This window comes from Thermanaeromonas toyohensis ToBE, from assembly GCF_900176005.1.
GTDB classification, from domain to species: Bacteria; Bacillota; DSM-521; order Neomoorellales; family Neomoorellaceae; genus Thermanaeromonas; species Thermanaeromonas toyohensis.
The window spans coordinates 2,461,094-2,487,148 of sequence record NZ_LT838272.1 but is presented as its reverse complement, the minus strand read 5'-3'; the positions used below and the strand labels follow the sequence as shown (position 1 = coordinate 2,487,148).

Sequence of the window (26,055 nt, the reverse complement as noted above, 5' to 3'; positions counted from 1 at the left end):
ATGGGGATTAACTACCTTGTTTTCTCAGAAGAAGTGAGGAAGGCCAAAGATCAGGGGCAACCTATAGTGGCCTTGGAATCCACCATAATATCCCATGGTATGCCCTATCCTGAAAACGTAAAAACAGCAAAAATAGTAGAAGAGATTATAAGGGATAGCGGGGCTGTCCCCGCCACAATTGCCATTATCGAGGGAAGGATAAAGATAGGTTTAACAAACGAAGAGCTCGAATTTATAGCTACCTCTAATAGGGTCCTAAAAGCAAGCCGCAGGGACTTACCCGTAGTCATAGCCAAGGGATTGTGCGCTTCCACCACCGTATCAGCGACCATGATTGCTGCACACCTGGCCGGGATAAAAGTATTCGTCACCGGAGGGATAGGGGGTGTCCATAAAGGGGGGCCTCAGACTTTCGATATTTCGGCAGATTTGCAGGAGCTAGCTAAAACCAGCGTGGCAGTTGTATGTGCAGGAGCCAAGGCGATACTGGATTTACCCCTAACCCTTGAATATTTAGAGACCTACGGGGTTCCGGTGCTAGGCTTTAGGACAGAGGAGTTTCCCGCCTTTTATACTAGGGAGAGCGGCCTCAAGGTGGACTATGTATTGGCAGACGAGGTGGAGGCAGCTAGAGTGATAAAGACAAAGTGGGATTTAGGGCTAACGGGAGGTATTGTAATAGCCAACCCCATACCTAAAGAATACGCTCTCGATAAAAATTACATAAGTAAGGTTATAGAAGAAGCCCTGGTGGAAGCAGAAAGATTGGCAATAAAAGGGAAAGGCCTCACCCCGTTTTTGCTAGAGAAAGTAGCAGAAATAACAGGGGGTAAGAGCCTTAGAGCCAATATAGAGCTTGTCAAAAATAATGCTTCTGTGGGGGCTAAGATAGCGGTAGAACTCAACAAACTTTATAGCAGTTGTAAAGAAAAAATTTAAGGGATCAATGAGGATTTATCCTATTGATCCCTTAATTTCCTATAATAGAGATCCTTGCATTATGGCCCAGGGAAGTTAACCACCGCAATGCGGTTTTGCAGGTTATATTTTATTGGCTGAGGAAGCTTTTGTAGATAGGCGATCAAAGCGTCTAGATCTACTATCCCGGTATAGTACCGTGCATAATATCCTTTTTTATCTGCCTCATATAGGGTCTTAAAAGTGTTGAAATCATCTCCTCCTGTGGCCACAAATTCATTGACAGCGACAATATAAGTCTTGTTTAGATCCAAAGGAGAACCATCTTCTAGCTTAAGGGAAGTGAGGATGATTCTTTGCCCAAAAGGCTTGTTATAGTCCCAGGTAAACTTTATCCCGGATACCTGCACCGGTAAATGCCCACGGGGTAGCTTATTGTAAAGGCGATAGTAATTCTCTATACCTTCTTCCAATACTTGCTTGATTTGGGCCCCTGTTAAGGGGACCTTGAAAAGAACGTTCCCGAAGGGCTGTACGCTATAGAGCTCGCCCCAGGTTATATCTCCCAGGTTAATATCTGCCCGGATGCCGCCACCATTCATGATAGCTATGTCGGCACCTAAAGTATAACGCTGGGCGTCGGCAATTAGATCCCCTAGGACTGATTCTCCTGCAGAAGTAAAGGTTTTGCTTAATGGCACGACTGTTCTAGCTATAACAGTATTAACTTTTGGCCCAATAACCTCTTTCCACTTTTGTACCAAGGAGCTGGCTTCAGGATTAGGATACAGGGTAGGACTGGGTTTAATTACCTCTACACTAGCCCGTACCACCTTTTTCAATTGTTTATCATAATAAAGCTCGATTTTTCCATAAGCTTTGCCATAGGAAAGGGCTTGAACTACTGGAGTGCCTTTATAAATAGTAGCTATCTCGCGATGAGTATGGCCAGTAATTAAGGCATCAAGGTGGTCCTTCATTTGATCCAAAACATCTCTAGCTTCACCTGCTAATTCCCCGGTAGAGGTTACCTCGGAACCCAGATGGGTTAAGCCTATAACTACCTCTGCCCCGCCCCCTTTTAGCTCCGATACCAGCTCATCAAAGCGAGAAGCCGGGTTGGGGAACTTAAGTCCTTCCACATTAGCAGGCATAACGATACTGGCCGTTTCCTGGGTGGTAGCTCCTATAATTCCAACTTTGACGCCTGCTGCCTGGAGGATAGCAGTTGGCTTGATCCAGTCAACCGGCTGGTTGGTAGTCTTATCATAAATATTGGCTGCAATTACAGGGAAGTTTGCTTCTTTTATCCTCTGTTTAAGAACTTTTACTCCCCAATCAAACTCATGATTTCCAATGGTCATAGCATTAAATCCTACTAGGTTTTGCCATTCATTCACTGATTGGCCATATACAAGGTTGGAAATGGGGGTACCTTGATAAGTATCACCAGCATTTAAGAGGAGAACTCCTCCCGGATTAAGCCATTTTTCCCCTAATAGAGCTGTAGTCAGTCTAGCCGCCCCTAAAGGTGCACCAGCTGCCTTTTTCGGATCCTCTTCTAGCCGGCCATGAAAATCGTTGAGGGTGATTAACGTAAGCTTAGCTTGATTCGGCGGCAGAAGCTCAGGGATACTAAGGTAAATTATCTTAGCTGCTTCGCCCCGGAGCAAGGGGGCTTCTGGCCGTAGCTCACCGGTTTCATAACCTCCCAAAATACCATGTTCAATGGCGAAGGATAAGGCACGCATAGCCCACGGAGCAACCCTATCTCCATCCTTAAAGGCGGAAAGTGCAGTTGTAGATTGGTTATCCAGTTCCCCTGGTTGTAGCCGTGCTCTAATTATCATACTTATAGCTTCTTGCCTGGTGATGAAGTTATCGGGGCCAAACTTGCCTTCGCCGATACCGCTAGTAATACCTAGAGCTGCTGCTGTGGTGATATATTTTTCCGCCCAGTGGTTCTTTATGTCTTGGAAGGGATTGGAAGCATCCAACAGCCGATCCCCCAAAGAGCGGATAAGTAAAGTGACAAATTCAGCCCGCGTGGTTGGCTTATCTAAGAAAAGTCGGCCTTCAGCATCTCCACGAAGAATTCCACGATTAAGCAAAGTAGTGGCTGGCTTAGCTGCCCAGTGGTTTAAAAAGTTTTCCTTAATACGCCAGTTATAATCTGGCCAGGGGCTGATAGACTCATGTTTTTTAATGAAGTCCGCGATCAGCACTCTGGTTTCTTCTTGACGATCATAAACTATAACAGCCTCTTTGCCTGTACCTGGGAAATTACCCCCGCCGCCGGCGCGGTAATTATTCGTTACTAAAATGAATTCTTGCTGTGGGGTAACCGGCTGGCCATTATAAGTGAGTTCAACAATGCGTTCCCCAACGGGCTTGGTAATATCAATTACATAACTCACTCCATCAATTTGATCGAAATTATAAGCAGGGAAGCTGGTATTAATCAAAGCTTCTGTTCCTGAACTAGGTACAACTTGTCGGAAATTTTCCGCCGCGTGTTCTAACCATGCTTTAAGCTGAGCTCCATTAATTTTAATGGCTACCAGAGTATTATCGTAAATATAAAGGGAAGCTACATCAGCCATGGTAATTTGACCAGGACGTATATCAGTAAAGTCTGTAGGCCCATTGCGACCGGCTTTAAAGGGTGCTGCGGCAGAGATGATGGGCAGATTTTCATACTTGGTCCCCTTTAAAGCTTCTTTTACCCTCTCCATCTGGATTTCATTTATGAGCTGGATAGCGGCTGTATCAGCTAACCTGGCAGAATAAGTAGTGATAGGTGTTTCGGTCTTTCCTAAAGGTGTAGTTACAAACTTAAGGGTTTTTTCGTGAGCTTCGCGAGCTATGCTTAGAACTTCCGGGTCTGGTCCTATGTCTTTTGTGGAGAGCAGTTTACCGTTCCGCTCTATTACTTTCCAGCCTGTTTCTGTTTTTTCTAGGGTCAATTTTGCCCACGCTAGATTGTTACCCCAATAACCCGGTTGCAGGATTAAGGTATTGCCTACCAGAGGATTAGGCAAAACCTTTCCCGGGATTTCCTGGTGGCTATGTCCCGCAATTATTAGATCTATACCGTCTACTTGTTGGGCTAATAGCTTAACGGCATTTTCTACTCCTAAACCTGTAGCTTTTTCATCGTAACTGGAAGTGCCACTTATTCCAGAATGAGCCAAAGCTACAATAACATCGGCTCCCTTAGCTTTCATTTCTGGGATAAAGCGCTTAGCTGCTTCTATAATATCCCCGGTCTCAACTTTCCCTTCCAGGTTAGCCCGGTCCCATATCATTATTCCTGGAGGGGTAAACCCAATTACCCCTACCTTTACTTTATCTTTACCTAAGGGTACTTCGATAATGGTATAAGGAGTGAAATAGGGTATAGTGGTCCCGCTTTTATAGACATTAGCCAAAACATAAGGGAACTTGGCACCTTTGATGACTTGCTCCAAGAAGGGTAACCCATAATTGAACTCGTGATTGCCAATAGTAGCTGCATTATACCCTATGTAATTCATAACAGCAATTATGGGGTGAACTTCATTTTCCTTTAGCGGGTTCACTCGGGCATAATAATAAGCTAACGGGGTCCCTTGGACTAAATCGCCATTATCGAAAAGCAGGGCATTAGGATATTTAGCTCGGATTTCTTTAACGAGAGTAGCTATTTTTGCTAACCCGTAATTAGCGGGAGCATTTTTGTAGTAATCCCAAGGGTAAATATTACCATGCAGGTCAGTGGTGGCTAAAATAACAAGCTCGTAAGAAGAGTTTTGCTCCTCGGCCAGCAAAGGCAGGGGGGAAATGGAGAAAAGATTAAACAATACAATAATAATTAACAGAGAAATTAATTTTGATCTTTTTAAAAGCATAAACGTCTCCCTCCCTTTTTAAGCGAAATTATACCTAATGTTTATTACCCCTTGTTCCTATCTATCCCACCTCCCGGACTTGTTTTAAGTTAACCCTAACCAGTTGTTAGCTGTCTAACAATATTATATTGACTTAATCCTTTGCTTACAAAAGCTACAAGTAGATAAGTACCACAATTTTACTCCTTTTTTTACCTTTAAACCTTTCTTTTTCTTTCTCTTAGATATTTGATTATTTTTAATGAAAGACACAAGAAATTTGTCCTTAGGTATTTCGATAAGGTAGACAGCTTAATTCGAAGTTAAAATAAAAAAGAAGCAGGTAACTTTAGTACTTAACCTTCCTTTAACTTTGAGCCTGTGTGATAAAAAATATTATAATGTTGTTAGACAACTAACAAGATAACCATCTTGTGTTTGGGAGCGACAAGCAGTGAAACCCAAAGCTAGGTTTTTAAAAGCGGCCAGGAGGCAAGAGCCAGATAGGGTTCCCATTTTTGCTACCTTAACACCCCAGGTAGCTCAAAAGTTAGGAGAAATAATGGGGCTACCTAGCCAACCTGTAGATGCCTTCCTTTCCGATCGGTTATCTTATACCGAGATACTCCTTGCTTTAGGCAATGATGCCGTTGCTATAGGTCCTGGTCGGGACCGGAGTAAGCCTACCAAGCGCCTTCCCAATGGCCATCTTATAGATGAATGGGGGATACAGTTCCGGGAGGTGGGGTACTACACAGAGGCTGTCGTACGTCCCCTTAGCGAGGTAGAGAGTATCGCTGATCTTAATGCTTACGAGTTTCCGGAGCCTCTGGCTCCTGGCCGGTTTGAAGTAGCAGAAAAGATGGTTAAAAAGTATGGAAATGATTACGCTATTATAGGAATTTTGGAAGTAACTATGTTCGAACTAGCTTGGATCCTGGTGGGCCTGGAAAAGTTTTTGGTAGATCTTCTTTGGCAAAAGCCATATGTTGAAGCCCTGATAGATCGCATATTGGATTTTCATATTACGGTAGGGCGCAAGTTAATTGAGCTAGGGGCTGAAGTTATTCTTTTGGGAGATGATTTTGGAACCCAGCGGGGTATGCTTATTTCTCCTGCTTTATATCGCCAAGTATTTAAACCGCGGCAAAAGAAAATAATCGATGCTTTAAAGGCTGTAAATAAGGAGATTATCATTGCTTATCATTCCTGCGGTTCTATTATGCCCATTATTGAAGACCTCATTGAAGTAGGAGTGGAGGTTTTAAACCCTATTCAGCCCCAGGCCGCAGGTATGGATTTGGCTTTCTTAAAGGAGAAATATGGTAATCAGCTAGCCTTTTTCGGTGGTGTTGACGTGCAAGGAGTGCTCCCGCAGGGCACCCCTGAAGAGGTGAAAGAGGAGGTTAAATTGCGCATCAAGCAGGCGGGAAAAGGAGGCGGATTTATACTTGCACCTACCCATAATATCCAACCTGATACTCCGGTAGAAAACATCTTAGCTATGTATGAAGCGGCTAAAGATTACGGTACTTATCCTCTTAAAATATAACTCAATTTAGAAGGGGGTGAAGGGAAGGGAAAGTGAGCTAAAAAGCAGGGCTTAAAGTAAAATGGGTAGTGGAAGATTTTAGTAAACTAAAATCTTGTTAAACTAAAAAAGAAAAGGGTGGGAAGAGATGCGATTAAAGCTAGTTGGTTGGTTAACAGTCTTGTTGCTTATTGTTAGTGTTATACTAGCTGGTTGCGGCCAGAAAACTGCCTCCAATCAGGGCTCTTCTCAAGAAGGAGCCAAAGGGACCAAACCTTTACGCGTGGGGCTTGTTTTTGACGTGGGTGGCCGTGGGGACCTCTCCTTTAATGATGCTGCCTATGCAGGTTTAGAAAAAGCCAAGAAGGATTTTGGGGATAAAATCGAAATTAAATATCTAGAACCTTCCGCAGGAGGAGAAAACCGGGAGCAGCTGTTACGCCTTTTAGCCGAGGATAAGTACGATTTAATTTTCGGCGTAGGGTTTATGTTTACTGATCATATCAAAAAAGTGTCTAATGAATTTCCCCAGACAAAGTTTGGCTTAATCGACGGGTATATACCTGATTTAAAAGAAGATTCCAATGTCAGTTGTTTATTGTTTAAAGAAAACGAGGGTTCCTTCTTGGTGGGGGCTGCTGCTGCCTTAAAGACTAAGACCAATAAAATAGGTTTCATCGGGGGTATGAAGATACCTCTTATTGAAAAATTTGAAGCAGGTTATATTGCAGGAGCTAAATATATAAATCCGAAGATCGAAGTCCTTTCCGACTATATAGGTACCACTGGTGAAGCTTTTAAGGATCCTGTTAAAGGTAAAGAATTAGCCCTTTCCCAGATTAAGAACGGCGCTGATGTTATTTATCATGCCTCCGGCGCTTCAGGGGTAGGGGTGATAGAGGCGGCTGCCTCCCAAAAGAAATTAGTCATAGGTGTCGATTCCGACCAGTCGTTAACCGCTAAACCGGATCAGAGGCCTTACATTTTGACGAGCATGCTCAAAAGAGTAGATGTCGCGGTATATGATACCATTAAGGCTACCTTGGAAAATAAATTTAAAGGCGGATATCGTATTTTTGGCATAGCTGAGAATGGAGTAGGGTATGCGGTTAATCAGTATAACGAGGAAATGCTCAAAGATATAAAGGGGAAACTGGAAGAATTAAAGAAGAAGATCGAAACAGGTGAAATAAAGGTTCCTGCTAGTAAGCAAGAATTAAGCGAGTTTGAGAATAAGCTTTCTAAATAGGAAGTTTTCCAAGATAGTGAGGTGGTGGGGGTGTCTTCCCACCACCTCGATCAATTAAATATAGTGAAAGGGATGCCTTTATGATAAGCATCAAGTTAGAAGGGATTACCAAGAGATTTCCTGGTATTGTGGCCAATGATAATATTACCCTGGAGATAGCCAAAGGTGAAATCCATGCCATAGTAGGGGAAAATGGCGCGGGTAAAAGCACCTTGATGAAGATCTTATGCGGGCTTTACCAACCCGATAAAGGCCAGATTTATCTAGAGGGCAAAAAAGTTAATATAGTTAGCCCGCGGAGAGCTATAAGTTTGGGCATCGGTATGGTGCATCAGCATTTTATGTTAATCCCTCGGTTTACAGTTTTAGAGAATATTATCTTGGGGGCAGAAGTTGCTACGGTAGGGGTCTTAAAAGAAAAAGCGGCCTACCAGCAGGTAAAAGAGATGTGTGAGCGTTACGAGTTTGCCTTGGATCTTAATGCTCGGGTAGAAAACCTTTCTGTAGGTCAGCAGCAAAGGGTGGAAATTCTAAAAGTTCTTTACCGGGGAGCTAAGATATTGATACTGGATGAGCCCACGGCCGTTTTAGCTCCTCAGGAAGTAAAGGAGCTTTTTGTTAATCTTAGGCATCTTAAAAACGAAGGCAAGACTATTATATTTATAAGCCATAAGCTGGAAGAAGTTTTAGAGATAGCTGATCGGATTTCTGTATTGCGCCAGGGGAAGCTTATGGGGACAGTTCTAGCTAAGGATACAGATAAAGCAAAGCTTTCGGAGATGATGGTAGGCCGTCCCGTATTTTTGAATTTGGTCAAAGCTCCGGTTAAGCCAGGTCAGGAAAGGCTAAAAGTAGAGAAGCTAGTTGTTTTAGGCAGTTCAGGCCGCGTTGCCGTGAAAGGAGTAAGTTTTAGCATAAGGGATGGGGAGATATATGGTATTGCGGGAATTGAAGGGAACGGGCAATCGGAACTGGTAGAAGCCCTGGTGGGCCTTAAGAAACCTGTGGAAGGCCGAATTTTAATTTCCGGCCAGGCAGTTAATAACAAGACAGTAGCCGAGATAAAATCCCTAGGTACGGGCTATATACCCGAAGATCGCCATCATAGAGGACTTATCCTTCCGATGAGTGTATGGGAAAATGCCATCCTTGGGAGACACCGGTTGAGTATTTTTTCCTCCCCCTTTTCTTTAAAGTTTGCTTCTATTCGGCAGTATGCTGATAAAATCATTAAGAAATTTGATGTGCGCTTAAGTTCTATGGAATTGCCCATAAGGAACCTATCTGGAGGAAACCAGCAAAAGGTAATCTTGGGACGGGAATTAGATTGGGAACCGCAACTAATTATTGCTTCCCAACCCACGCGAGGCTTGGATATAGGAGCTACTGAATTTGTTCACCAGCAACTTTTAAAAGCTAGGGAAAAAGGATGCGCTGTTTTGCTCGTTTCAGCTGATTTAAGCGAGGTGCTTTCCCTTAGCGACCGGGTGGGCGTGATGTATAATGGAGAACTCGTGGCCGAGTTCGTCCCCGGAGAAGTTAGCATAGAAGAGATTGGTCATTTTATGTTAGGTGCCAAGTTGAAGTCGCAGGAGGAGAAAGTGAGGAGACTAGCTGATGAAGCTTAAAAAGGCCAAGTATTTATTTTTCCACTTAACTGCTCCTTTGCTTGCTATTTTAGTGGCCACTTTTATAGGAGCACTGGTTATCTTATTAATCAAAAAGGACCCTTTAAAAGTTTACTCTACCATGTTTACCTTCGGCTTTAGCCGGCTGGATAGTATAGCCATAATTTTGTTTGGGGCCACCCCTTTAATCTTTTCAGGCCTGGCAGTAGCTGTAGGCTTTAAGGCGGGACTTTTTAATATTGGAGTAGAAGGCCAGTATTTAATAGGTGCTTTTTTGGCTGCCCTAGCCGGTTTTAGTATAAAAGGATTGCCCTTTGAGCTACATCTGCCGCTTGTTATCTTAATGGCCAGCTTAGGCGGTATGCTGTGGACCATTCTTCCTATTTATTTAAAGGTGAAGCGACAGGTACATGAAGTGATAAGCACTATTATGTTAAATTATATTTCCTTAGCTTTGATTCACTATTTTATTGCCGATATATTCTTAGACAAGCAGCCAGGATTGGCTCCTGGTGTGGGGAGCTCTTTAGTACGAATGCCTAAATTAGCTCCTACAGCTTTGATGCCCAAGATGCATAGTTTCTTGGCCCTTTTCGGCATAGATTTGCCTAAGCATGTATATCTTAACTGGTTCTTCCCTCTTGCTTTGCTTACAGCATTAGGCGTGTATTTCCTAATATGGCGCACACCTTTTGGATATGAATTAAGGGCTGTAGGGTTAAACCCTGCTGCTGCAGAAGCAGCGGGGATAAATCCTACCTCCATTTATGTAAAAGCCTTTCTTTTAAGCGGGGCTATAGCGGGTTTGACGGGCTTAAGCGATTTGCTTTCTTATTTTGGCTATCTAGATCTTGATTTCCCTAAAGGCTACGGGTTTACCGGGATCGCTGTAGCCCTTATGGGCAAAAATCACCCCTTAGGGATTATTCTGGCGGCTATACTTTTTGCTTTCTTAAACCGGGGGGCTGAGGGAGTGCAGGCTTTTGAAGGAGTTCCCATGGATACCGTTATTATCCTTCAAGGCATTATGATTTTAAGCATTGTAGTGGTTTCTGAGGTTTTGGGCCGCTACATCCGGCGGATGGAAAAGAAGGAGGCAGCTTAAGATATGAGCATCGTGGAGTTATTGGCTTCATCTATACGGCTAACCATCCCTATTCTTTTAGCAGCCTTAGGAGCAGTGTATTCCGAACGGAGTGGGATAGTTAATATAGCACTGGAAGGGATGATGATTACGGGCTCCTTCTGGGGCGCGGTAGGCACCTATTATTATGGGCCCTTGGTGGGAGTGCTGCTGGCCATTTTTGCTTCTGTGGTATTAGCCTTTATCCATGCCCTGGTCACCGTGACTTTCCGGGTGGATCAAATCGTGAGTGGCGTGGCTTTAAATATCTTGGCCTATGGGGCGGCCAGGTTTTCTTGCCTTGCCCTTTTTGAGAAAGCGACCATGAGCCCCCATGTAGATAGCTTTAGCCCCCTAAATATTCCATTGCTGGATAGGATACCCTATCTTGGTGTTCTCTTTACCAACCTATCACCCCTGATAGTACTAGGATTTGTTTTGGTCCCTGTAAGTTACTGGGTTATTCAAAAGACAGTGTTTGGATTGAGGCTGCGCTCAGTGGGCGAAAATCCCTTGGCTGCCGATACTCTGGGGATCAATGTATATCTGTTCCGCTATAGCGGCGTGCTCATTAGCGGGATTTTAGCTGGCCTGGCCGGGGCCTATCTTTCCATCGAGCACACAGGCATGTATGTAGAGGGGATGACCCAGGGCAAGGGTTATATAGGACTGGCGGCTATGATTTTTGGTAATTGGTCGCCAGTAGGAGCTATGTGGGCAGCTTTACTTTTTGGGTTTGCGGAAGCTTTAAGCCTGCGAGTGGTAGAGAGCGGCTTTGTTCCTTACCAATTTATCAAAATGATCCCTTATGTTTTAACTCTGGTAGTCTTGGCGGGCGTATTTCTTAAAGCCAGGCCACCGGCTGCTGATGGAATACCTTATGGCCGCGATGAGGGATAAAACGGAGGAGGTGGTTTCTTAAGGTGGCGTTAGTTGATAGGAGACCGCTTTATGAAATTGTGCTAAGAGAAATCAAGGAGAAGATAAAAAGAGGGGAGTGGCAAGAGGGGCAACAGCTGCCTTCAGAGACGGTATTAGCTAAAAGCTTCGGGGTAAGCAGGGTAACCTTGCGCGAGGCCTTGCGGATTTTAGAAGAAGAAGGTCTTATTATTAAACACCAAGGCCTGGGTACCTTTGTTAAAAGAAGACCGTTAATTGAAGGTGGACTGGAAGAACTTTTTAGCGTCACTTCCCTTATAAGAAGGCAGGGGAGAGTTCCTGGGACTCTAGATTTTAAAGTAGAAAAAGTCCCGGCGCGGGATAATGAGGCTCAGTATCTAGGTATAAATCCAGGAAGTTTAATCTACCGGATAGAGAGAGTCAGGACAGCTGATGGTATACCCGTAGTTTATTGTATAGATAGATTGCCAGAGAGTATTATTGGCCCTACACTACCTCAAGTTGAAGAATCCCTTTTCGATTTTCTGGAATCCTTCTGCAATGTTAGAATCACGCATGCTTTAGCGGAGATTATACCGTTAAAACATGAAACTGTGGCGGAAAAAAAGTTGAAGTTTAAAAAGGGAGATATCCTACTTCTCTTAGAACAAGTACATTTTGACGAATCTAATACACCTATTTTATATTCCTCTAACTACTTTAATGCTACTAAATTTAGGTTTTATGTAGTGCGAAAGAGGTAAAGAAGAAACGCTGGGGTGCCTATGTTCCAAAGAGTTTTATTAATAGTGCTAGATGGCGTAGGAGTAGGAGAATTACCCGACGCTTTTCGCTATAAAGATATTGGAGTTAATACCTTGGCGCATATCTCTGCAATAACTAAGATTAGACTACCAAATTTAGAACGTCTTGGTCTAGGCCATATAATTCAGCTACCGAGTATACCTCCAAGTAAAAATCCTATAGGGGCCTATGGCAAGATGGCCGAAAAATCGGCCGGGAAAGATACCACAACTGGGCACTGGGAATTAGCCGGGCTTTGGCTTACAAAACCTTTTCCTACTTACCCAGCCGGTTTTCCCAAAGAAATTATAAAGGAGTTTGAAAGGCGAACAGGGAGAAAAACTTTGGGTAATAAACCTGCCTCAGGCACGGAAATAATCGAGGAATTAGGAGAGTTCCATATTAAGACAGGCTTTCCTATAATATATACCTCTGCTGATAGTGTGTTTCAGATTGCTGCCCATGAAGAGGTAATCCCTTTGGAAGAGCTTTACTGGCTTTGTCAGGTAGCCAGAGAAATATTAACAGGAGAGCATATGGTCGCTAGGGTAATAGCCAGGCCTTTTCGAGGAAAGCCAGGGAGTTTTGTGAGGACGGAAGGAAGAAGGGACTTTTCTCTTCCCCCTCCCCGACCCACAGTTTTAGATAACCTTAAAGAGGCTGGATTAGAAGTATATGGTATAGGTAAAATAGAGGATATTTTTGCGGGAAGGGGCATTACCTATAGCCTTCATACCTCAGGAAATAAGGAAGGCATAGAGACTACTTTAAAGGCCCTGCGGATGATGAAAAGAGGTTTAATATGGACTAACTTGGTAGATTTTGATACCCTCTATGGACATCGACGAGACGTTTATGGCTTTGCTCAAGCCTTAGAGTTTTTTGATCAAAACCTTCCAGTTTTGATGGCGGAATTAAATTATAATGATCTTATGTTTATAACTGCTGATCACGGCTGCGATCCTACAGCTTTTGGGACAGACCATACCCGCGAGTATGTACCCTTGCTAGCTTATAGCCCTTCTTGGCGGCAGGGTATAGATCTGGGTGCCCGAGAAACTTATGCCGATGTAGCAGCTACCATAGCCGAGAATTTTAAGGTCCAACCTCCCCCGTATGGGAAGTCCTTTCTAGAAGCATTGGAGGGATTATTATGAGGATGTACGACTTAATAAAGAAAAAGAGGGATGGAGGGGTTTTCAGCCGCCAGGAGATTGAGTTTATTGTTAAAGGCTTCACCTCCGGCGAGATACCTGATTACCAGATGGCAGCGCTGGCCATGGCCATTTATTTTCAGGGTATGAATATAGAGGAGACAGTAAATTTAACCCTGGCCATGGTGGATTCGGGAGTAAGGCTTGATCTATCCTCTATCCCAGGGATAAAAGTGGATAAACACAGTACAGGGGGTGTGGCGGATACCACTACTTTGGTGCTTGCGCCTTTGGTTGCTTCTTGCGGGGTACCGGTAGCTAAACTATCCGGCCGGGGGCTAGGGCATACAGGAGGTACTATAGATAAGTTAGAGTCTATACCAGGATTAAAGGTAGAGCTTTCCCTAGAAGAATTTAAAGAAAATGTGAAAAGGTATGGGATAGCTATAGCTAGCCAAACTGAAGAACTGACCCCAGCAGACAAGAAATTATACGCCCTGCGGGATGTCACGGCTACGGTGGATTCCATCCCTCTTATAGCGAGTTCCATAATGAGTAAGAAGATTGCCGCTGGTGCGGATGCGATAGTCTTGGATGTTAAAGTGGGGCAAGGTGCCTTTATGAAGGATTTGCCTTCCGCCAGGAAGCTCGCCCAAGTTATGGTAGAGATAGGGCGTTCTGTGGGTCGTAGAACAATAGCGTACATCACCAATATGGACCAACCTTTGGGATTAGCCATAGGCAATAGTTTAGAAGTAGCGGAAGCCATACAGGTCTTGCGCGGCGAGGGCTCTCAAGATCTAATAAACCTTTGCTTGGAGCTGGGAAGCGCTATGCTAGTGCTGGGCGGCAAGGCTAAGGATAAAGAGGAAGGCAAAAAGAAATTAAAAGAAGCCCTAGTAAGTAGGAAAGCGTTAGAGAAGTTCCGAGAGTTTATCTTAGCCCAAGGGGGAGAGGGGCGAGTAGTAGAAGATCTAAATCTTTTACCCCAGGCCCGCTTTAAAGAGAGCTGGCTGGCTAAAGAAGAGGTTTATCTAGCTGAGCTCCCAGCTGAAAGGTTAGGACAGGTAGCCATGAAATTGGGTGCCGGGAGAGAAAAGAAAGGGGAGAAGATAGATCTAGCAGTAGGGCTGGTGCTAGGTGGTAAAGTGGGGGACCGGATAGATAAAGGGAAGCCCATCGTCACTGTTTATGCTAATGATGAGAACAGGCTAAAGGTCGCTCTAGAGGAACTTAAAGCATGTATTAAATTATCTTCTACTCCTCTTCCGCCTTTACCCCTTATCTTGGAAGAGGTATCTTAGAGGAGAAACAAACCAGCGGCACCGCTAATCCTAAAGAAAAGAGGCATTTTAAACTAGAAAGGGGAACTTTTAGCATGTGGAATAAAAGAAAAATAGCCGCGGTAATCGATCACACTCTGCTTAAGCCGGTGGCTACTCAAAGGGATATAGAGAGGCTTTGCAACGAAGCATTAGAGTGCGGTTTCTTTAGCGTCTGCCTTAATCCTTGCTATGTACCTTGGGCGGCTAAGCTCTTAGAAGGATCTGGGATAAGAGTTTGTACGGTTGTAGGTTTTCCCTTGGGCGCTACCACCATTAGAAATAAAGTTCTGGAGGCCAGCGAAGCCATAGATAATGGGGCCGCAGAGATAGATATGGTTATAAACTTAAGTCTGTTTAAAAGCGGGGCAGAGGATTATATAAGGCGTGAGTTAAAAGAGATTATCCAAACGGCCAAAACCAAAAATAAAGATACAGTTGTCAAAGTTATTATTGAGACCTGCCTTCTAGAGGAACAAGAAAAGCTTATCCTCACCCGGTTAGCTTTAGAAGAAGGGGCAGATTTTATCAAGACGAGTACAGGTTTTAATGGCCCTGGCGCTACAGTGGAAGATGTCCGCCTTATCCGGCAGGTGGTGGGGGATAAGGCCGGAGTAAAGGCTTCTGGTGGTATCCGCACCTATTCCGATGCGGTTAAAATGCTAGAAGCTGGGGCTAACCGGCTGGGAACGAGTTCAGGGCTAAGTATTTACCAGGAAGCACCAGAGTAAACTGAGGGTAGGTAATGTTGGAGTAATAAATTTATGACAGAAAGGATGGGGAAGGAATTGGCCAAAGCCAGCATCTTGTGGGGTTTGCTTTTGGGGTTGGTGGCGCTACTTATAACTTTATATCTTTTTTTCCTTATCCTCCCTACGCCAGTTCCTTCCTTAGTATGGCAATATTTTACCTCCCTGGATGTGGAACGCGCCCGGCGCTACCAGCAGGTGATGAGATTTAGTAGTCTTTTAGCCTACCTGGCTAAAACTGGCCTGCTCCTGTGGCTTTGGTGGAGCGGCCGGGCGGCGGCTTTGTCCTCGGGTGCCTTACGTTGGTCCGGCCAGCGGTATTACTTAGCCGCAGGCTTATTTTTTATATCTATTTGGTTACTTCTTAAAGCGGTCAATTTCCCCTTTGCTTTTTACAGTGGCTTTATACTCCAGCACCGTTGGGGGTTTTCCACTCAAACCCTAGCTTCCTGGTGGGTAGATTATATAAAGGCTTCCGGAATAGATCTTTTGCTTTCGGGTACTGGGACGCTGCTTTTCTTTTGGTCCACTGGTCGCTGGCCTTTTACCTGGTGGGTAGCCGCCGGGCTTTTTTTTGCGGTATGGCTCTTGGTGGAAACCTTTTTGTGGCCGGTGGTGCTGGCCCCCCTTTTTAACCGCTTCGAGCCGCTAAAGGAGGGGCCGGTAAAATCTATGGTAGTGGCTCTATCAGAGAGGGCGGGCCTTAAAGTAAAAGAAGTCTGGGTTATGGATGCTAGCCGGCGCACCACTAAAGCCAACGCCTATTTCACCGGCCTGGGTAAGACTAAAAGGATAGTGCTGTATGATAATCTTTTGCGTGACTATTCCCCGGAAGAAGTAGAAGCAGTGGTGGCTCACGAGATGGCCCACTGGAAGAAGGGCCATATTGTAAAGGGGTTGCTATGGGGGATGGTAGGAGGGTTTATTTTCTTTGTTCTACTATATGATATTTTGCGGCTCACAGCGCCGGGCGAAATAATACCAGGCCGGCCCTATCCACCGCATTTCTTAGTCATTACTTTGGTCTTTCTCCAACTTATTTCGTTTTTAGCCCAACCGGTAGAGAATGCCTTTTCCCGGAGGCAAGAGGCCGAGGCCGACCGGGTAGCCTTGGAACTTACTAGAAACCCTTCGGTTATGGTAGAACTGCACGTGGATTTGGCCCGGCGTAATCTGCAGGAGGTAGCTCCTTCAGCTTTTATCGAATGGCTTACCTATTCCCATCCCGCCCCCTGGCGTAGGATCGAGGCAGCTTTAAAGGGAGGAGAAAAGAATTGAAAATTAACAAGCCCTGGTGGGTAACAAGCATTATAATAGCTGGGGTTTTAATACTTTCGGTGATTCTGCTGGCCATAAAAGTAGGGATTTATAAGGAACGGCCGCAATATCTGAGAACTAAACGTGTCGGGGTGTTGTTAGCCAATGTATCTAGAACAAGTAAGTTAGAAGGATTAAAGCTAGGACTGGCTGAACTAGGATACGTAGAAGGAAGGGATATCACCTACCTGATTAAAAATGCAGAAGGAAGTTGGGAGCAGGTTTATTCTTTAGCCTTAGAGTTGGCTGCCCAAAGACCAGATGTTTTAGTGGCAGGGGGGAGGCTGGAGGCCCAGGCCCTAGCAGAAGCTATCCAGAATAAGCCTGTACCTGTGGTATTTATGGGCGCCGCCTCAGTTAAAGGGGGATTTAGACCTTCATATATGACAGGGGTGGATAATTTTCATACTGAACTAGCGGTCAAAAGGCTAGAGTTCATGGTACGCCTCCTACCTTTTGTCCGGTGCGTGTTGGTCTTAGTCGATCCTCGAGTAGCTCCAGGGATACAAAGCCTTCCGAGTCTTAAGCAGGCGGCCAGCCAGCTAGGCGTAAGTTTACAAGTCGCTTCTGTAAGTTCTATACAGGAATTAAAAAAGTTTCTTTCTGTCTTGAAGCCCAGACAGGCAGAGGGGATGCTTTTAACCTCTAGCTTTTTGTTAGAAGAAGGGGAAGCTATCGAATTAATCGGACGCACAGGGAAATCTTTAGGTTGGCCAATTATGGGGGTTAATGTAGCGGATGCCGAGGCTGGACTCTTATCCGCCTACGGATGCCCTTTTATGGACCAGGGAAGGCAGGCTGCCCGGCTGGTAAATAAGATCCTAGAGGGGCAGGATCCTGCTACTATTCCCATAGAGACCCCTGATCGGTTAGAGCTAGTAGTAAATTTAGATACGGCCCGGACGTTGGGGCTTAAGCTTCACCCGGAGGATTTAAAATTTGTCGATCGGATAATAGTAGGAAATGAAGGTGGAGGGGTTGGTTACGGGAAGCCCTAGAGTTAAGCGTTGGAGACAGCTACGGTTTCGCCTACTGGTAGCAGGTGTGTTTATTTCCGTTTTACCCCTTTTGTTATTGGGGGCCTACCACCTAAACCTGGTAGGCAGATGGCAGGAGAAATCCATAGAGGAACAGAACAGGGTAGCTGCTGAAGCCATAGCCAACGATATTTTCAATTTAACGACACAACAAGAGGGGCTTCTCCAGGCTTTCTCTATAAGATACGGAAAAGAACTTTTGGAAATGCCCTTTAAGGAGACAGAACGTATTCTTTATTCTATACTCCGTTTATCCCCTTATCTTGAGGAGGTTAGTGTAGTTGAACTAACGGGAAAAGAGCTGGCCAGGGCTTCCCGCCGCCACCTGGTGGTACCGGGAGAGCAACGCTTCTTCTATGATAGAGAATTAATTGAAAGGGTGGGACGAGGGGAACGTTATTATGGGCCGGTAGAGATAGAAGAAGATGGCCGACCCTTGTTTAGCCTGGCTGTCCCCCTGTGGGATTTGTCCAGGGGCTGGCCCGTGGGAGGGCTTAAGGCTAAGGTAAGCTTGAAGGGTATAATGGATAGTATAACTAAAGCCCATGCTCAACAAGGGGGGACTATTTACCTTATAGATTCTACAGGACGGCTTATCGGGCATCAGGATTTCAGTTTAGTGTTACGCCAGCTTGGTGTTCGGAGAAACCCTGCAGTGCGAGATTTCCTTCAAGGGAAGAAGCCTCCTACCCGGTATGTTTCCCACGATGGACAGGAAGTTTTAGGAGCGGTTATACCTTTACGGGATCTGGGGTGGGGGATAATAATAGAATACCCCGTAAGTTGGGCTATGGCCCCTGTAAGAACTGCAGCCTGGCATCTGCTCGCCTTACTGGCCGTGGTGGTAGCCTTACTTTTGCTTTTAAATTCCTATCTCTCTTGGCACTTTAGCAGGCCCATTGAGGAGTTAGGCAGAGCAGCCCTAGAAGTAGCCAGGGGTAACTTTGTAGAAGTTAATCTTATGTCCAGTGTGGGGGAGCTGGCTAGCCTACAGGAGACCTTTAACTATATGAGCAGGGAGCTAAGAGAAAAGGCTAAAATGGAGGCTTTAGTCCGGCAGACGGACAAGCTAGCCGCTGTAGGTCGCCTGGCTGCTGGGGTGGCCCATGAAATAAATAATCCCCTGGCCATTGTCTCAGCCTACACGGAAGATTTCCTGGAGCGCTTGGAAGAGGGAGGAACTACCTGCTTTAAAGAGGGGGAATGGAAAGCCTACCTGACTGCGGTACTGAGACAGGTGGCCCGTTGTACAAGTATTATCCGGAAGCTTCTAGACTTCGCTCGGCCTGCACCTGGCTTAAGGGAATGGGTTAAAATCAATGAACTGGTGCAAGGAATAGTCTCTTTGATGGATTATACCCTTAAGAAGAAGGGTATCGAGCTAACCCTTAAGATAGAGGAGGACCTGGAAGTATATGCGGACCGATTACAATTAGAGCAGGTGCTCCTTAACCTCCTTACTAATGCGGTGGAAGCTATAGAAAAAGAAGGCAAAATATGTATTAAGGCTATAAAGAAGGGCCAGGAGATAGAGATTTCTGTAATAGATACAGGAAAGGGTATCCCGCCAGAAAATCTGGAGAAGATCTTTGAGCCCTTTTTTACCACCAAGCCGGTGGGGCAGGGAACGGGCTTAGGATTGTCTATCTGTTATGGTATTATCCAAGAGTTGGGAGGAAGGATGGTAGTGGAAAGCTCGCTGGGGCAGGGAACAACAGTTAAGGTTTATCTACCTGCCCGACAGAGGGGAGGAAATGGATGAAGGGGCAGAGAGCAGTTCTTGTAGTAGATGATGAGAAGGATTTTTGTGATTTTCTGGTAGAGCGGTTAAAGCGCCGGGGCTACCAGGCAGTGGGATTAACCCGAGGAAAGCAAGCCGTGGATGAGCTTAAAGTCCGGACTTTTGATGTAGCGATCTTTGATCTCAAAATGCCCGACCTGAATGGCCTTGAGCTTCTGCGTAAAGCCCGGGAGCTCCAGCCCGACCTCCAGGTACTTATACTTACAGGTTATGGGACGATAGAGACAGCAGTAGAGGCTATGAAGCTTGGTGCCTATGATTACTTGACCAAGCCCTGTAACTTAAAAGAACTGGAAATTGTTCTGGAAAAAGCGCTGGAGAAAAAGTATATACTCACCCGTAACGCAGGGTTAATAAGGGCATTATGGCCCGAAGAAGGTGGAGTAATTGTTGGCCAGAGCCCGGCCATCCGGCAAGTTTTAGAACTGATACAAAAAGTGGCCCCTAGTGAGGTGCCCGTATTGATTCAAGGTGAAACCGGGACCGGGAAGGAACTGGTGGCTAGAAATTTACATGCCTGGAGCCGCCGGGCCGGCCAGCCCTTTATACCTGTTAATTCTGGAGCCCTACCTCGGGAGCTACTGGAAAGTGAGCTTTTTGGACACGTCAAAGGTGCTTTTACCGGAGCACTGACGGATAAGCCTGGGTTGGTGGAGGCAGCTGAAGGAGGCACCCTTTTCTTAGATGAAGTTGGGGAAATGGATCAAGCTTTGCAGGTTAAACTTCTCCGTTTCTTAGAAACAGGAGAATTCCGGCGGGTAGGCGATAACCGTTTGCGTTCAGTGGATGTGCGGGTGGTGGCTGCAACCAATCGCTGTATCGAAAAAGAAGTGAGGGAAGGTCGTTTCCGGGAAGATTTGTATTATCGACTTAACGTAATTACTATTCACCTGCCACCTTTACGGGAGCGAAAGGAGGATATCCCTTGCCTTGTGCAATATTTTTTACGCAGGTTTTCTCCTCATAAGGAACCACCCCCTGTCAGTAAGGAAGCCATGGAAGCCTTGCTGGCTTATGATTATCCAGGGAACGTTCGAGAGCTGGCCAATCTAATAGAAAGGGGCCTTCTTCTGGCTGGAGAAGGGCCTATCAAACCAGAACACTTGTTTTATGGTTGGAACACTTCATGTACCAGAGGAGATCAGCGGTTGCGAACTTTAGAGGAAGTAGAAAAGGAGCATATTTTACAAGTCTTGCGGGCAACCGGGGGTAACAAGACTAGGGCAGCTCAGATTTTGGGTATTAGTCTCCGGAATCTATACCGCAAGATTGCGGAGTATGGTCTAGGGAATTAATCCCTGACAATATGGCAAAGCCTATGACATTTTGTCCTGCTTTACCCCTCCCTAAGTCGCAAGGAGTTAAGCGATTATGCGGCTATAAGGGAGGTTTTTTATTTGGCATGAGTTTTGCTAATTAACTGCAGAGGTTAGGGGAGGTTTTTATAGGCAGTCTCGTGATATTAAGCTCTATCCACCCAGTCATTAAAAACTAAATGGAGGAGAGGAAAACTTTGAGCCTTGAGAGTAAGAAAGCATCTGATAAAGAAAGCACAAGTTTAAGAAAGCCGCAATGGGCCATGGTTATTGATCTGGCCAAGTGTATCGGCTGCGACACTTGTACAGTTTCCTGCAAGGCTGAAAACCGCACCCCGCCCGGCGTTTCCTATAACGTGGTCCTTGAGCAGGAAGAAGGCGAATTCCCTAGGGTAAAAAGAATAAATATTCCCCGGCCCTGCATGCAGTGCGATAAGCCACCCTGCGTACAGGTGTGTCCTGTAGGCGCCACCTACAAGCTTTCTAATGGAATTGTGGTCATCGACTATGACCGGTGCATAGGTTGTAGATATTGCATGACCGCCTGCCCTTATGGCGCCCGGTCCTTCGATTTTGGCTGGGATTATGACGGAGAAATGCTGGGGTATTCTGCCTTGCAAGCTAGCGAGTATGGTCGCGCGCCTCAAAAGCGGGATAAGAAAAAAAGCCCGGTGGGGAATGTGCGCAAGTGCCACTTTTGCCTCCACCGCCTAAAGCGCGGTGAGGAACCGGCTTGTGTGGAAACCTGCATAGGCGATGCCCGCTATTTTGGCGACCTCTCCGATCCCGAAAGCACGGTCGCCAAGCTGGTAGCTAGCCCCCGCGCCTTCCGGTTACGCGAGGAATTGGGGACTAGCCCGCGGGTGTATTATTTAAGATAAGGCAAGCTTTATAAGGAGGAGTTCTGGTGAAGGCAAGTGCAAGTTTATCTTTGGCAGCCAAAGTGCTCCTTGGGGGCTTTTTGCTGGTAGGAGCTATAGCCATAATACTGCGGGTAGCCCAGGGCTTAAGGGTTACCCACCTATCTTCCATCACACCGTGGGGTTTATGGGTTATCCTTTACATTTATTTTGTCGGCCTTAGCGCTGGCGCTTTTCTCCTCTCCAGCCTGGTCTACGTTTTTGGCCAGCACAATTTAGAAAAGGTGGGCCGTCGGGCCCTTTTCCTGGCTGTACTTTCTATGGTGGTGGCCCTAACCTTTATTCTTTTAGATTTAGGCCATATAGAGCGTTTCTGGTTAACTTTGCGCTTCTGGAACACAACGAGCATTCTGGCCTGGGAAGTGCATTTTTATATGGTCTATATTTTGCTCCTGCTGGCCGAACTTTACCTGGCCATGCGGAAAGATTTGGTACAGCAGCGCGAGAAAAGAGGTTTGATGGGGCTAATAGCCCGTTTGTTTACCTGGAATGATGATGATTTAAGCGAAAAAAGCTTGGAACGCGACCGGAAGCTCATGCGCCTTTTGGGGATAGTGGGGATACCGCTAGCGGTTATCGGGGTTCACGGGGGCACGGGGACTTTGTTTGCTGTTGTTAAGGCCCGGCCCTATTGGAACACAGGCCTATTCCCAGTCATTTTCATCCTTTCAGCCCTGGTCTCTGGTACCGCTTTTCTCTTAGTAATCCAAATTTTAACCGGGAAAAAGAAAAACGAGCCGGAAGATCTAGAAATTAGCCAGGCCCTCGCCAAATTTCTGGCCGGCTTCTTATTAATCGATCTCGGCCTTGAATTTTACGAGTTCCTGATCCCGCTTTATAGCCTGCGCCACGAAGAAATGGAAAGCCTTTATACCCTTTTCACAGGTCCATTATCATTTTATTTCTGGGTGGGCCAGATTCTCCTTGTGTTTGTGTTACCCCTGGTACTCCTTTATTCCTCAGCCCGCCATTCTAGCAAGGCCCTCGCCCTAGCTGGCGTTTCCGTGGTATTAGGCATTGTGGCCGTGCGGGTCAATATTGTGCTGCCGGCTCTTTTAGTACCTGTCCTAGAGGGGCTCCCTATAGGCAGGTACTACCCAAGCCTAATCGAAGTACTGTCTTCCTTAGGGATTATTTCTCTAGGAATTCTCCTTTATATTGTAGGGGAATATTTACTTCCGTTAGCGCCTTCTGATATTAAAGCTTGAAGCACAAAAAAGAGGTGAATTTGGGGGATATGGAAGGGCAAAAGGGTTTAATTTCCCGTCGTTCTTTCCTTAAGGGTGCCTGTCTCGCCGGCGGGCTGGCCCTAGCTGCACCTTTAGTGGAAGATCTTTACCGTATCTCTCAGGAAGGGTCATGGTCCTCTATCCAAGACCACGGGCTATACCAGGAGTTAGAGGAGTATACTGCCACAGATGTACTCTACACCATGTGCCACCAGTGCAATACTTTCTGCAGCATCAAGGTCCTTTTGGCCAAAGCACCCGGGGATTTTCCTGTACCTTCTATAGTCCGCAAGATAGCTGGTAACCCCTATAGCCCCCTTAATACTATACCTTTCGGCCCCCTGCCTTATGAGACTTCTCCTGCCCAGGCAGCCCAAGGGAAGGATGAGCTGGGTCGGGAAGGGAGGAGCTTTCGGGGCGGCCGCACCTGCCTTAAAGGCCAGGCGGGGATTCAGACGGTCTACGACCGCTTCCGGCTACAGAAACCTCTTAAAAGGGTGGGACCCCGGGGAAGCGGGCGTTTTAAAACCATTTCTTGGGAAGAAGCTATTAACGAGATCGTGTTCGGCAGCCCTGATCTGGGCACCCCCGGCTTAAAAGAACTTTGGGGCTATGCCCCCCAGGAACAAGTAATGAGCGACTGGGAGAAAGTTAAGAAAGGTGAGATGCCTCAAGAAGAATTCGACCAAAAATATCGTGAGGTATTAATCGATACCCGGCACCCAGACTTAGGGCCTAAAGCCAACCAGATCGTGTGCCTGGGCGGGGACCGGCGCGACTTTATGCGCACCCGGGTATGGCAGCAGGGCCTGGGGAGCCTTAGTTTTATAGATCACGGCGGTATCTGCGGCGCCTCCAGCGTCATTGGCAATTTTCGCTCTTTTTCAGGCGGGACTACACGTAAAGATCGCTTGTATCCCGACCTCGATCATGCCGAATTTGTAATCATCTGGGGGACCAACCCCGCGGTAGCCAACAAAGGGCCCACTTGGCTTGCCCCCGCTCTTACCAATGCTCTGGCCCGAGGCATGAAGCTAGCCGTGGTAGACCCGCGCTACAGCAAGACAGCAGAGAAAGCTCACCTTTGGCTGCCGATTAAACCCGGGACTGATGCGGCTCTAGCTTTGGGTATGGCTCGCTGGATTATAGAAAATAAACGTTATGATGAAAGGTACCTGCTAAATCCTAATCCAAAGGCGGCTCAGGAAGATAACGAACCTACCTGGACCGATGCCACCCACCTGGTAAATTTAAGCGACCCTCGTCGGCCCAAACTGAGAGCTAAGGACTTGGGTATCGGTGGAGAGCAGTTTGTGGTTATCGAGAAGGGGAAACCCGTTCCCCATACTGAAGCACGCGAGGGCACGCTGGAAGTGGATATGGAGATCCAGGGCATAAAAGTTAAATCGGTATTTACCCTCTACCGTGAAAGGGTGATGGAGAAGACCTTAGAGGAATACGCTAAGATTTGTGGCCTATCTGTGCAGGATATTGTTAATCTTGCCAGGGAGTGGACTTCCCATGGGAAGCGCGCGGCCATGATGGTCTACCGGGGGCCTGCCATGCATACCAACGGGTATTACACCATGCGGGCTATTAATACTTTAAATCATCTGATCGGTAACCATGATTGGAAGGGAGGAAGTATTACTACCGGAGCTAAATACCGAGATTTTACCGGGCCGCGTTATGATCTGTTAAAGGTGCCTAAAGGCCTTAAGCCCTGGGGCGTATCTTTAGTACGGGGAGGAGCTTTTTATGAAAAGAGTTCTCTTTTTAAACGGGATGGCTACCCTGCCCGAAGGCCCTGGTATCCCTTCGGGGTAAACCTCTCCTATGAGGTGTTGCCCAGCGCTAAAGAAGGTTACCCTTACCCCCTTAAGGCCCTGTTTATCTACTCTATGTCCATTCCCCTTTCCATGCCCCAGGGGTGGCTCCAGGCTGAGATTTTAAAGGACGAGAAAGCTATACCGCTCCTGGTGGTCTCTGATGTAGTCATGGGGGAAACTGCCCTTTACGCTGATTTTGTCTTACCGGATTTAAGTTACCTGGAGCGTTGGCAACGCGAAGCTATTTATCCCAATATGAAAGTCAAAGTCTCGCACGTGACGCAGCCGGTAACCCGGGTCGTACCTGAGGCCCGCTCTATAGAAGATGTATTTATCGAGATCTTAAAGAAGATGAACCTTCCCGGGGTAGGACCAGGCGCTTTTCCGGATGGCAGTTCTCTAGACCGGAGCGAGGACTTTTATCTTAAAATGGTGGCTAATATCGCCTACGATGAGGAGCCGGTGCCGGATGCCAGCCAAGAGGAAATGGAAATATTCTACCAGACCCGACGCAAAGCTCTAGGCCCCTTCTTTAAACCCGAACTCTGGGAGAAAGCCGTAAAGCCTGAGGAGTGGCGGAAAGTAGTGTATGTCCTAAACCGGGGTGGGCGGTTCGAAAGGCCCGGAAAAGAGTATATAGGGGAGCACTTAAAATACCGCTTTGCCGGCCAGGCTAACTTTTATGATGAGGGTGTCGCTGCGGGGCGGGATTCTTATTCTGGCCGTTTCTTTGATGGCCTGCCAAGGTTAGAACCCGTAAGAAGTTACAATGGAGAGGAAATGAAAAAGGTACTGCCGCTATTTTTCATCAGCTGGAAGGCGCGCCATATCGGAACCCACCGGAATATAGCCGACGCCTGGCTCAGAGAAATCCAGCGGGAAAACTATATTTGGATAAATCCCGCGGATGCTCTCCCGCGAGGGTTAAAGACGGGCGATAGGGTACGTATAAAATCAAGGTACTTTGAAGCCGTCGGCCGGGTCCTGGTAACCTCCGGCATACGCCCAGGAGTAGTGGGCACGTCCTATAACTATGGGACTTATTCTTATGGGGCCACTCCTATTGAAATTGATGGCCAGCGCCAGCCCCTGCCTCCCAGCCATTATAGCGACCGGGCTATAATTTTAGGGGAACCTCAACATGAAGAGGCGGGGCTAGCGGGCCCCCGGAATTCTGGTTTCTCCGCCAATAACTTACTGCCTTCTGACCCAGCCTTAAAAATAGGAGGACTTTCCGATCTTATTGGCACCGGCGCTGCCCAGTTAGATGCCTGGGTGGAGATAGAGAAATATTAAAAACATAAAAGCCCTGCCTTCTTGAAACGAAAAACTAACCCTTTTTATATAGTATCTGGAGCAGTTTTGTTGTATTATATATAG

Annotated in this window: 18 protein-coding genes; 17 read left to right on the top strand and 1 reads right to left on the bottom strand. The window is 46.4% G+C overall.

What is annotated here, in order from left to right; translation table 11 throughout:
- Entirely contained in the window at positions 1-939 is a 939-nt protein-coding gene (locus B9A14_RS12800) for a pseudouridine-5'-phosphate glycosidase (protein ID WP_277995816.1), read from the top strand.
- Positions 940-998: 59 nt separating this feature from the next.
- On the opposite strand, the gene B9A14_RS12795 is transcribed toward B9A14_RS12800, so the two are convergent.
- Complete coding sequence (locus B9A14_RS12795; protein ID WP_084666152.1) at positions 999-4,808, bottom strand: bifunctional 2',3'-cyclic-nucleotide 2'-phosphodiesterase/3'-nucleotidase; 3,810 nt, start codon at positions 4,806-4,808, stop codon at positions 999-1,001.
- A 433-nt stretch (positions 4,809-5,241) separates the two neighbouring features.
- Here B9A14_RS12795 and B9A14_RS12790 point away from each other — a divergent pair, with 433 nt between their 5' ends.
- From B9A14_RS12790 to B9A14_RS12715, 16 genes are all read left to right on the top strand, one after another.
- On the top strand, positions 5,242-6,339 hold the full coding sequence (locus tag B9A14_RS12790; protein WP_084666150.1) for a uroporphyrinogen decarboxylase family protein: 1,098 nt from the start codon (positions 5,242-5,244) through the stop codon (positions 6,337-6,339).
- Between the two features lie 127 nt (positions 6,340-6,466).
- Positions 6,467-7,567, top strand: coding sequence for a BMP family lipoprotein (locus B9A14_RS12785; RefSeq protein WP_084666148.1), 1,101 nt, complete (start codon positions 6,467-6,469; stop codon positions 7,565-7,567).
- 80 nt (positions 7,568-7,647) lie between these two features.
- Positions 7,648-9,195, top strand: a complete 1,548-nt coding sequence (locus B9A14_RS12780) for an ABC transporter ATP-binding protein (protein WP_084666146.1) — start codon at positions 7,648-7,650, stop codon at positions 9,193-9,195.
- Positions 9,185-10,300 carry an ABC transporter permease gene (locus tag B9A14_RS12775; protein ID WP_084666144.1) on the top strand — a complete coding sequence of 372 codons (1,116 nt, stop codon included), beginning with the start codon at positions 9,185-9,187 and terminating at the stop codon, positions 10,298-10,300. Before B9A14_RS12780 ends, B9A14_RS12775 begins: the two co-directional genes overlap by 11 nt.
- A 3-nt stretch (positions 10,301-10,303) precedes the next feature.
- Positions 10,304-11,218, top strand: a complete 915-nt coding sequence (locus B9A14_RS12770) for an ABC transporter permease (protein WP_084666142.1) — start codon at positions 10,304-10,306, stop codon at positions 11,216-11,218.
- Between the two features lie 23 nt (positions 11,219-11,241).
- Positions 11,242-11,961: a GntR family transcriptional regulator gene (locus B9A14_RS12765; RefSeq protein WP_084666140.1), complete on the top strand. Its 720-nt coding sequence runs from the start codon at positions 11,242-11,244 to the stop codon at positions 11,959-11,961.
- Positions 11,962-11,982: 21 nt separating this feature from the next.
- Complete coding sequence (locus B9A14_RS12760) at positions 11,983-13,158, top strand: phosphopentomutase (protein ID WP_084666138.1); 1,176 nt, start codon at positions 11,983-11,985, stop codon at positions 13,156-13,158.
- Positions 13,155-14,459: a pyrimidine-nucleoside phosphorylase gene (locus B9A14_RS12755; RefSeq protein ID WP_084666136.1), complete on the top strand. Its 1,305-nt coding sequence runs from the start codon at positions 13,155-13,157 to the stop codon at positions 14,457-14,459. The genes B9A14_RS12760 and B9A14_RS12755 overlap by 4 nt, the downstream gene beginning before the upstream one ends.
- A gap of 74 nt (positions 14,460-14,533) precedes the next feature.
- The gene (gene deoC / locus B9A14_RS12750; RefSeq protein ID WP_084666134.1) at positions 14,534-15,208 is read left to right on the top strand and encodes a deoxyribose-phosphate aldolase; all 675 of its coding nucleotides are present in this window, start codon (positions 14,534-14,536) and stop codon (positions 15,206-15,208) included.
- A 33-nt stretch (positions 15,209-15,241) separates the two neighbouring features.
- Positions 15,242-16,504, top strand: a complete 1,263-nt coding sequence (locus B9A14_RS12745; RefSeq protein WP_231967764.1) for a M48 family metallopeptidase — start codon at positions 15,242-15,244, stop codon at positions 16,502-16,504.
- Complete coding sequence (locus B9A14_RS12740; protein WP_084666132.1) at positions 16,501-17,541, top strand: ABC transporter substrate-binding protein; 1,041 nt, start codon at positions 16,501-16,503, stop codon at positions 17,539-17,541. Before B9A14_RS12745 ends, B9A14_RS12740 begins: the two co-directional genes overlap by 4 nt.
- Complete coding sequence (locus B9A14_RS12735; protein WP_084666130.1) at positions 17,507-19,342, top strand: sensor histidine kinase; 1,836 nt, start codon at positions 17,507-17,509, stop codon at positions 19,340-19,342. Before B9A14_RS12740 ends, B9A14_RS12735 begins: the two co-directional genes overlap by 35 nt.
- The gene (locus B9A14_RS12730; protein ID WP_084666128.1) at positions 19,339-20,676 is read left to right on the top strand and encodes a sigma-54-dependent transcriptional regulator; all 1,338 of its coding nucleotides are present in this window, start codon (positions 19,339-19,341) and stop codon (positions 20,674-20,676) included. Before B9A14_RS12735 ends, B9A14_RS12730 begins: the two co-directional genes overlap by 4 nt.
- Positions 20,677-20,894: 218 nt before the next feature.
- Complete coding sequence (locus tag B9A14_RS12725) at positions 20,895-21,578, top strand: 4Fe-4S dicluster domain-containing protein (RefSeq protein ID WP_231967762.1); 684 nt, start codon at positions 20,895-20,897, stop codon at positions 21,576-21,578.
- A gap of 26 nt (positions 21,579-21,604) precedes the next feature.
- Positions 21,605-22,825: an NrfD/PsrC family molybdoenzyme membrane anchor subunit gene (nrfD, locus tag B9A14_RS12720; RefSeq protein ID WP_084666125.1), complete on the top strand. Its 1,221-nt coding sequence runs from the start codon at positions 21,605-21,607 to the stop codon at positions 22,823-22,825.
- Positions 22,822-25,971 carry a molybdopterin-dependent oxidoreductase gene (locus tag B9A14_RS12715; protein ID WP_231967761.1) on the top strand — a complete coding sequence of 1,050 codons (3,150 nt, stop codon included), beginning with the start codon at positions 22,822-22,824 and terminating at the stop codon, positions 25,969-25,971. Before nrfD ends, B9A14_RS12715 begins: the two co-directional genes overlap by 4 nt.
- Positions 25,972-26,055: the final 84 nt, after the last annotated feature.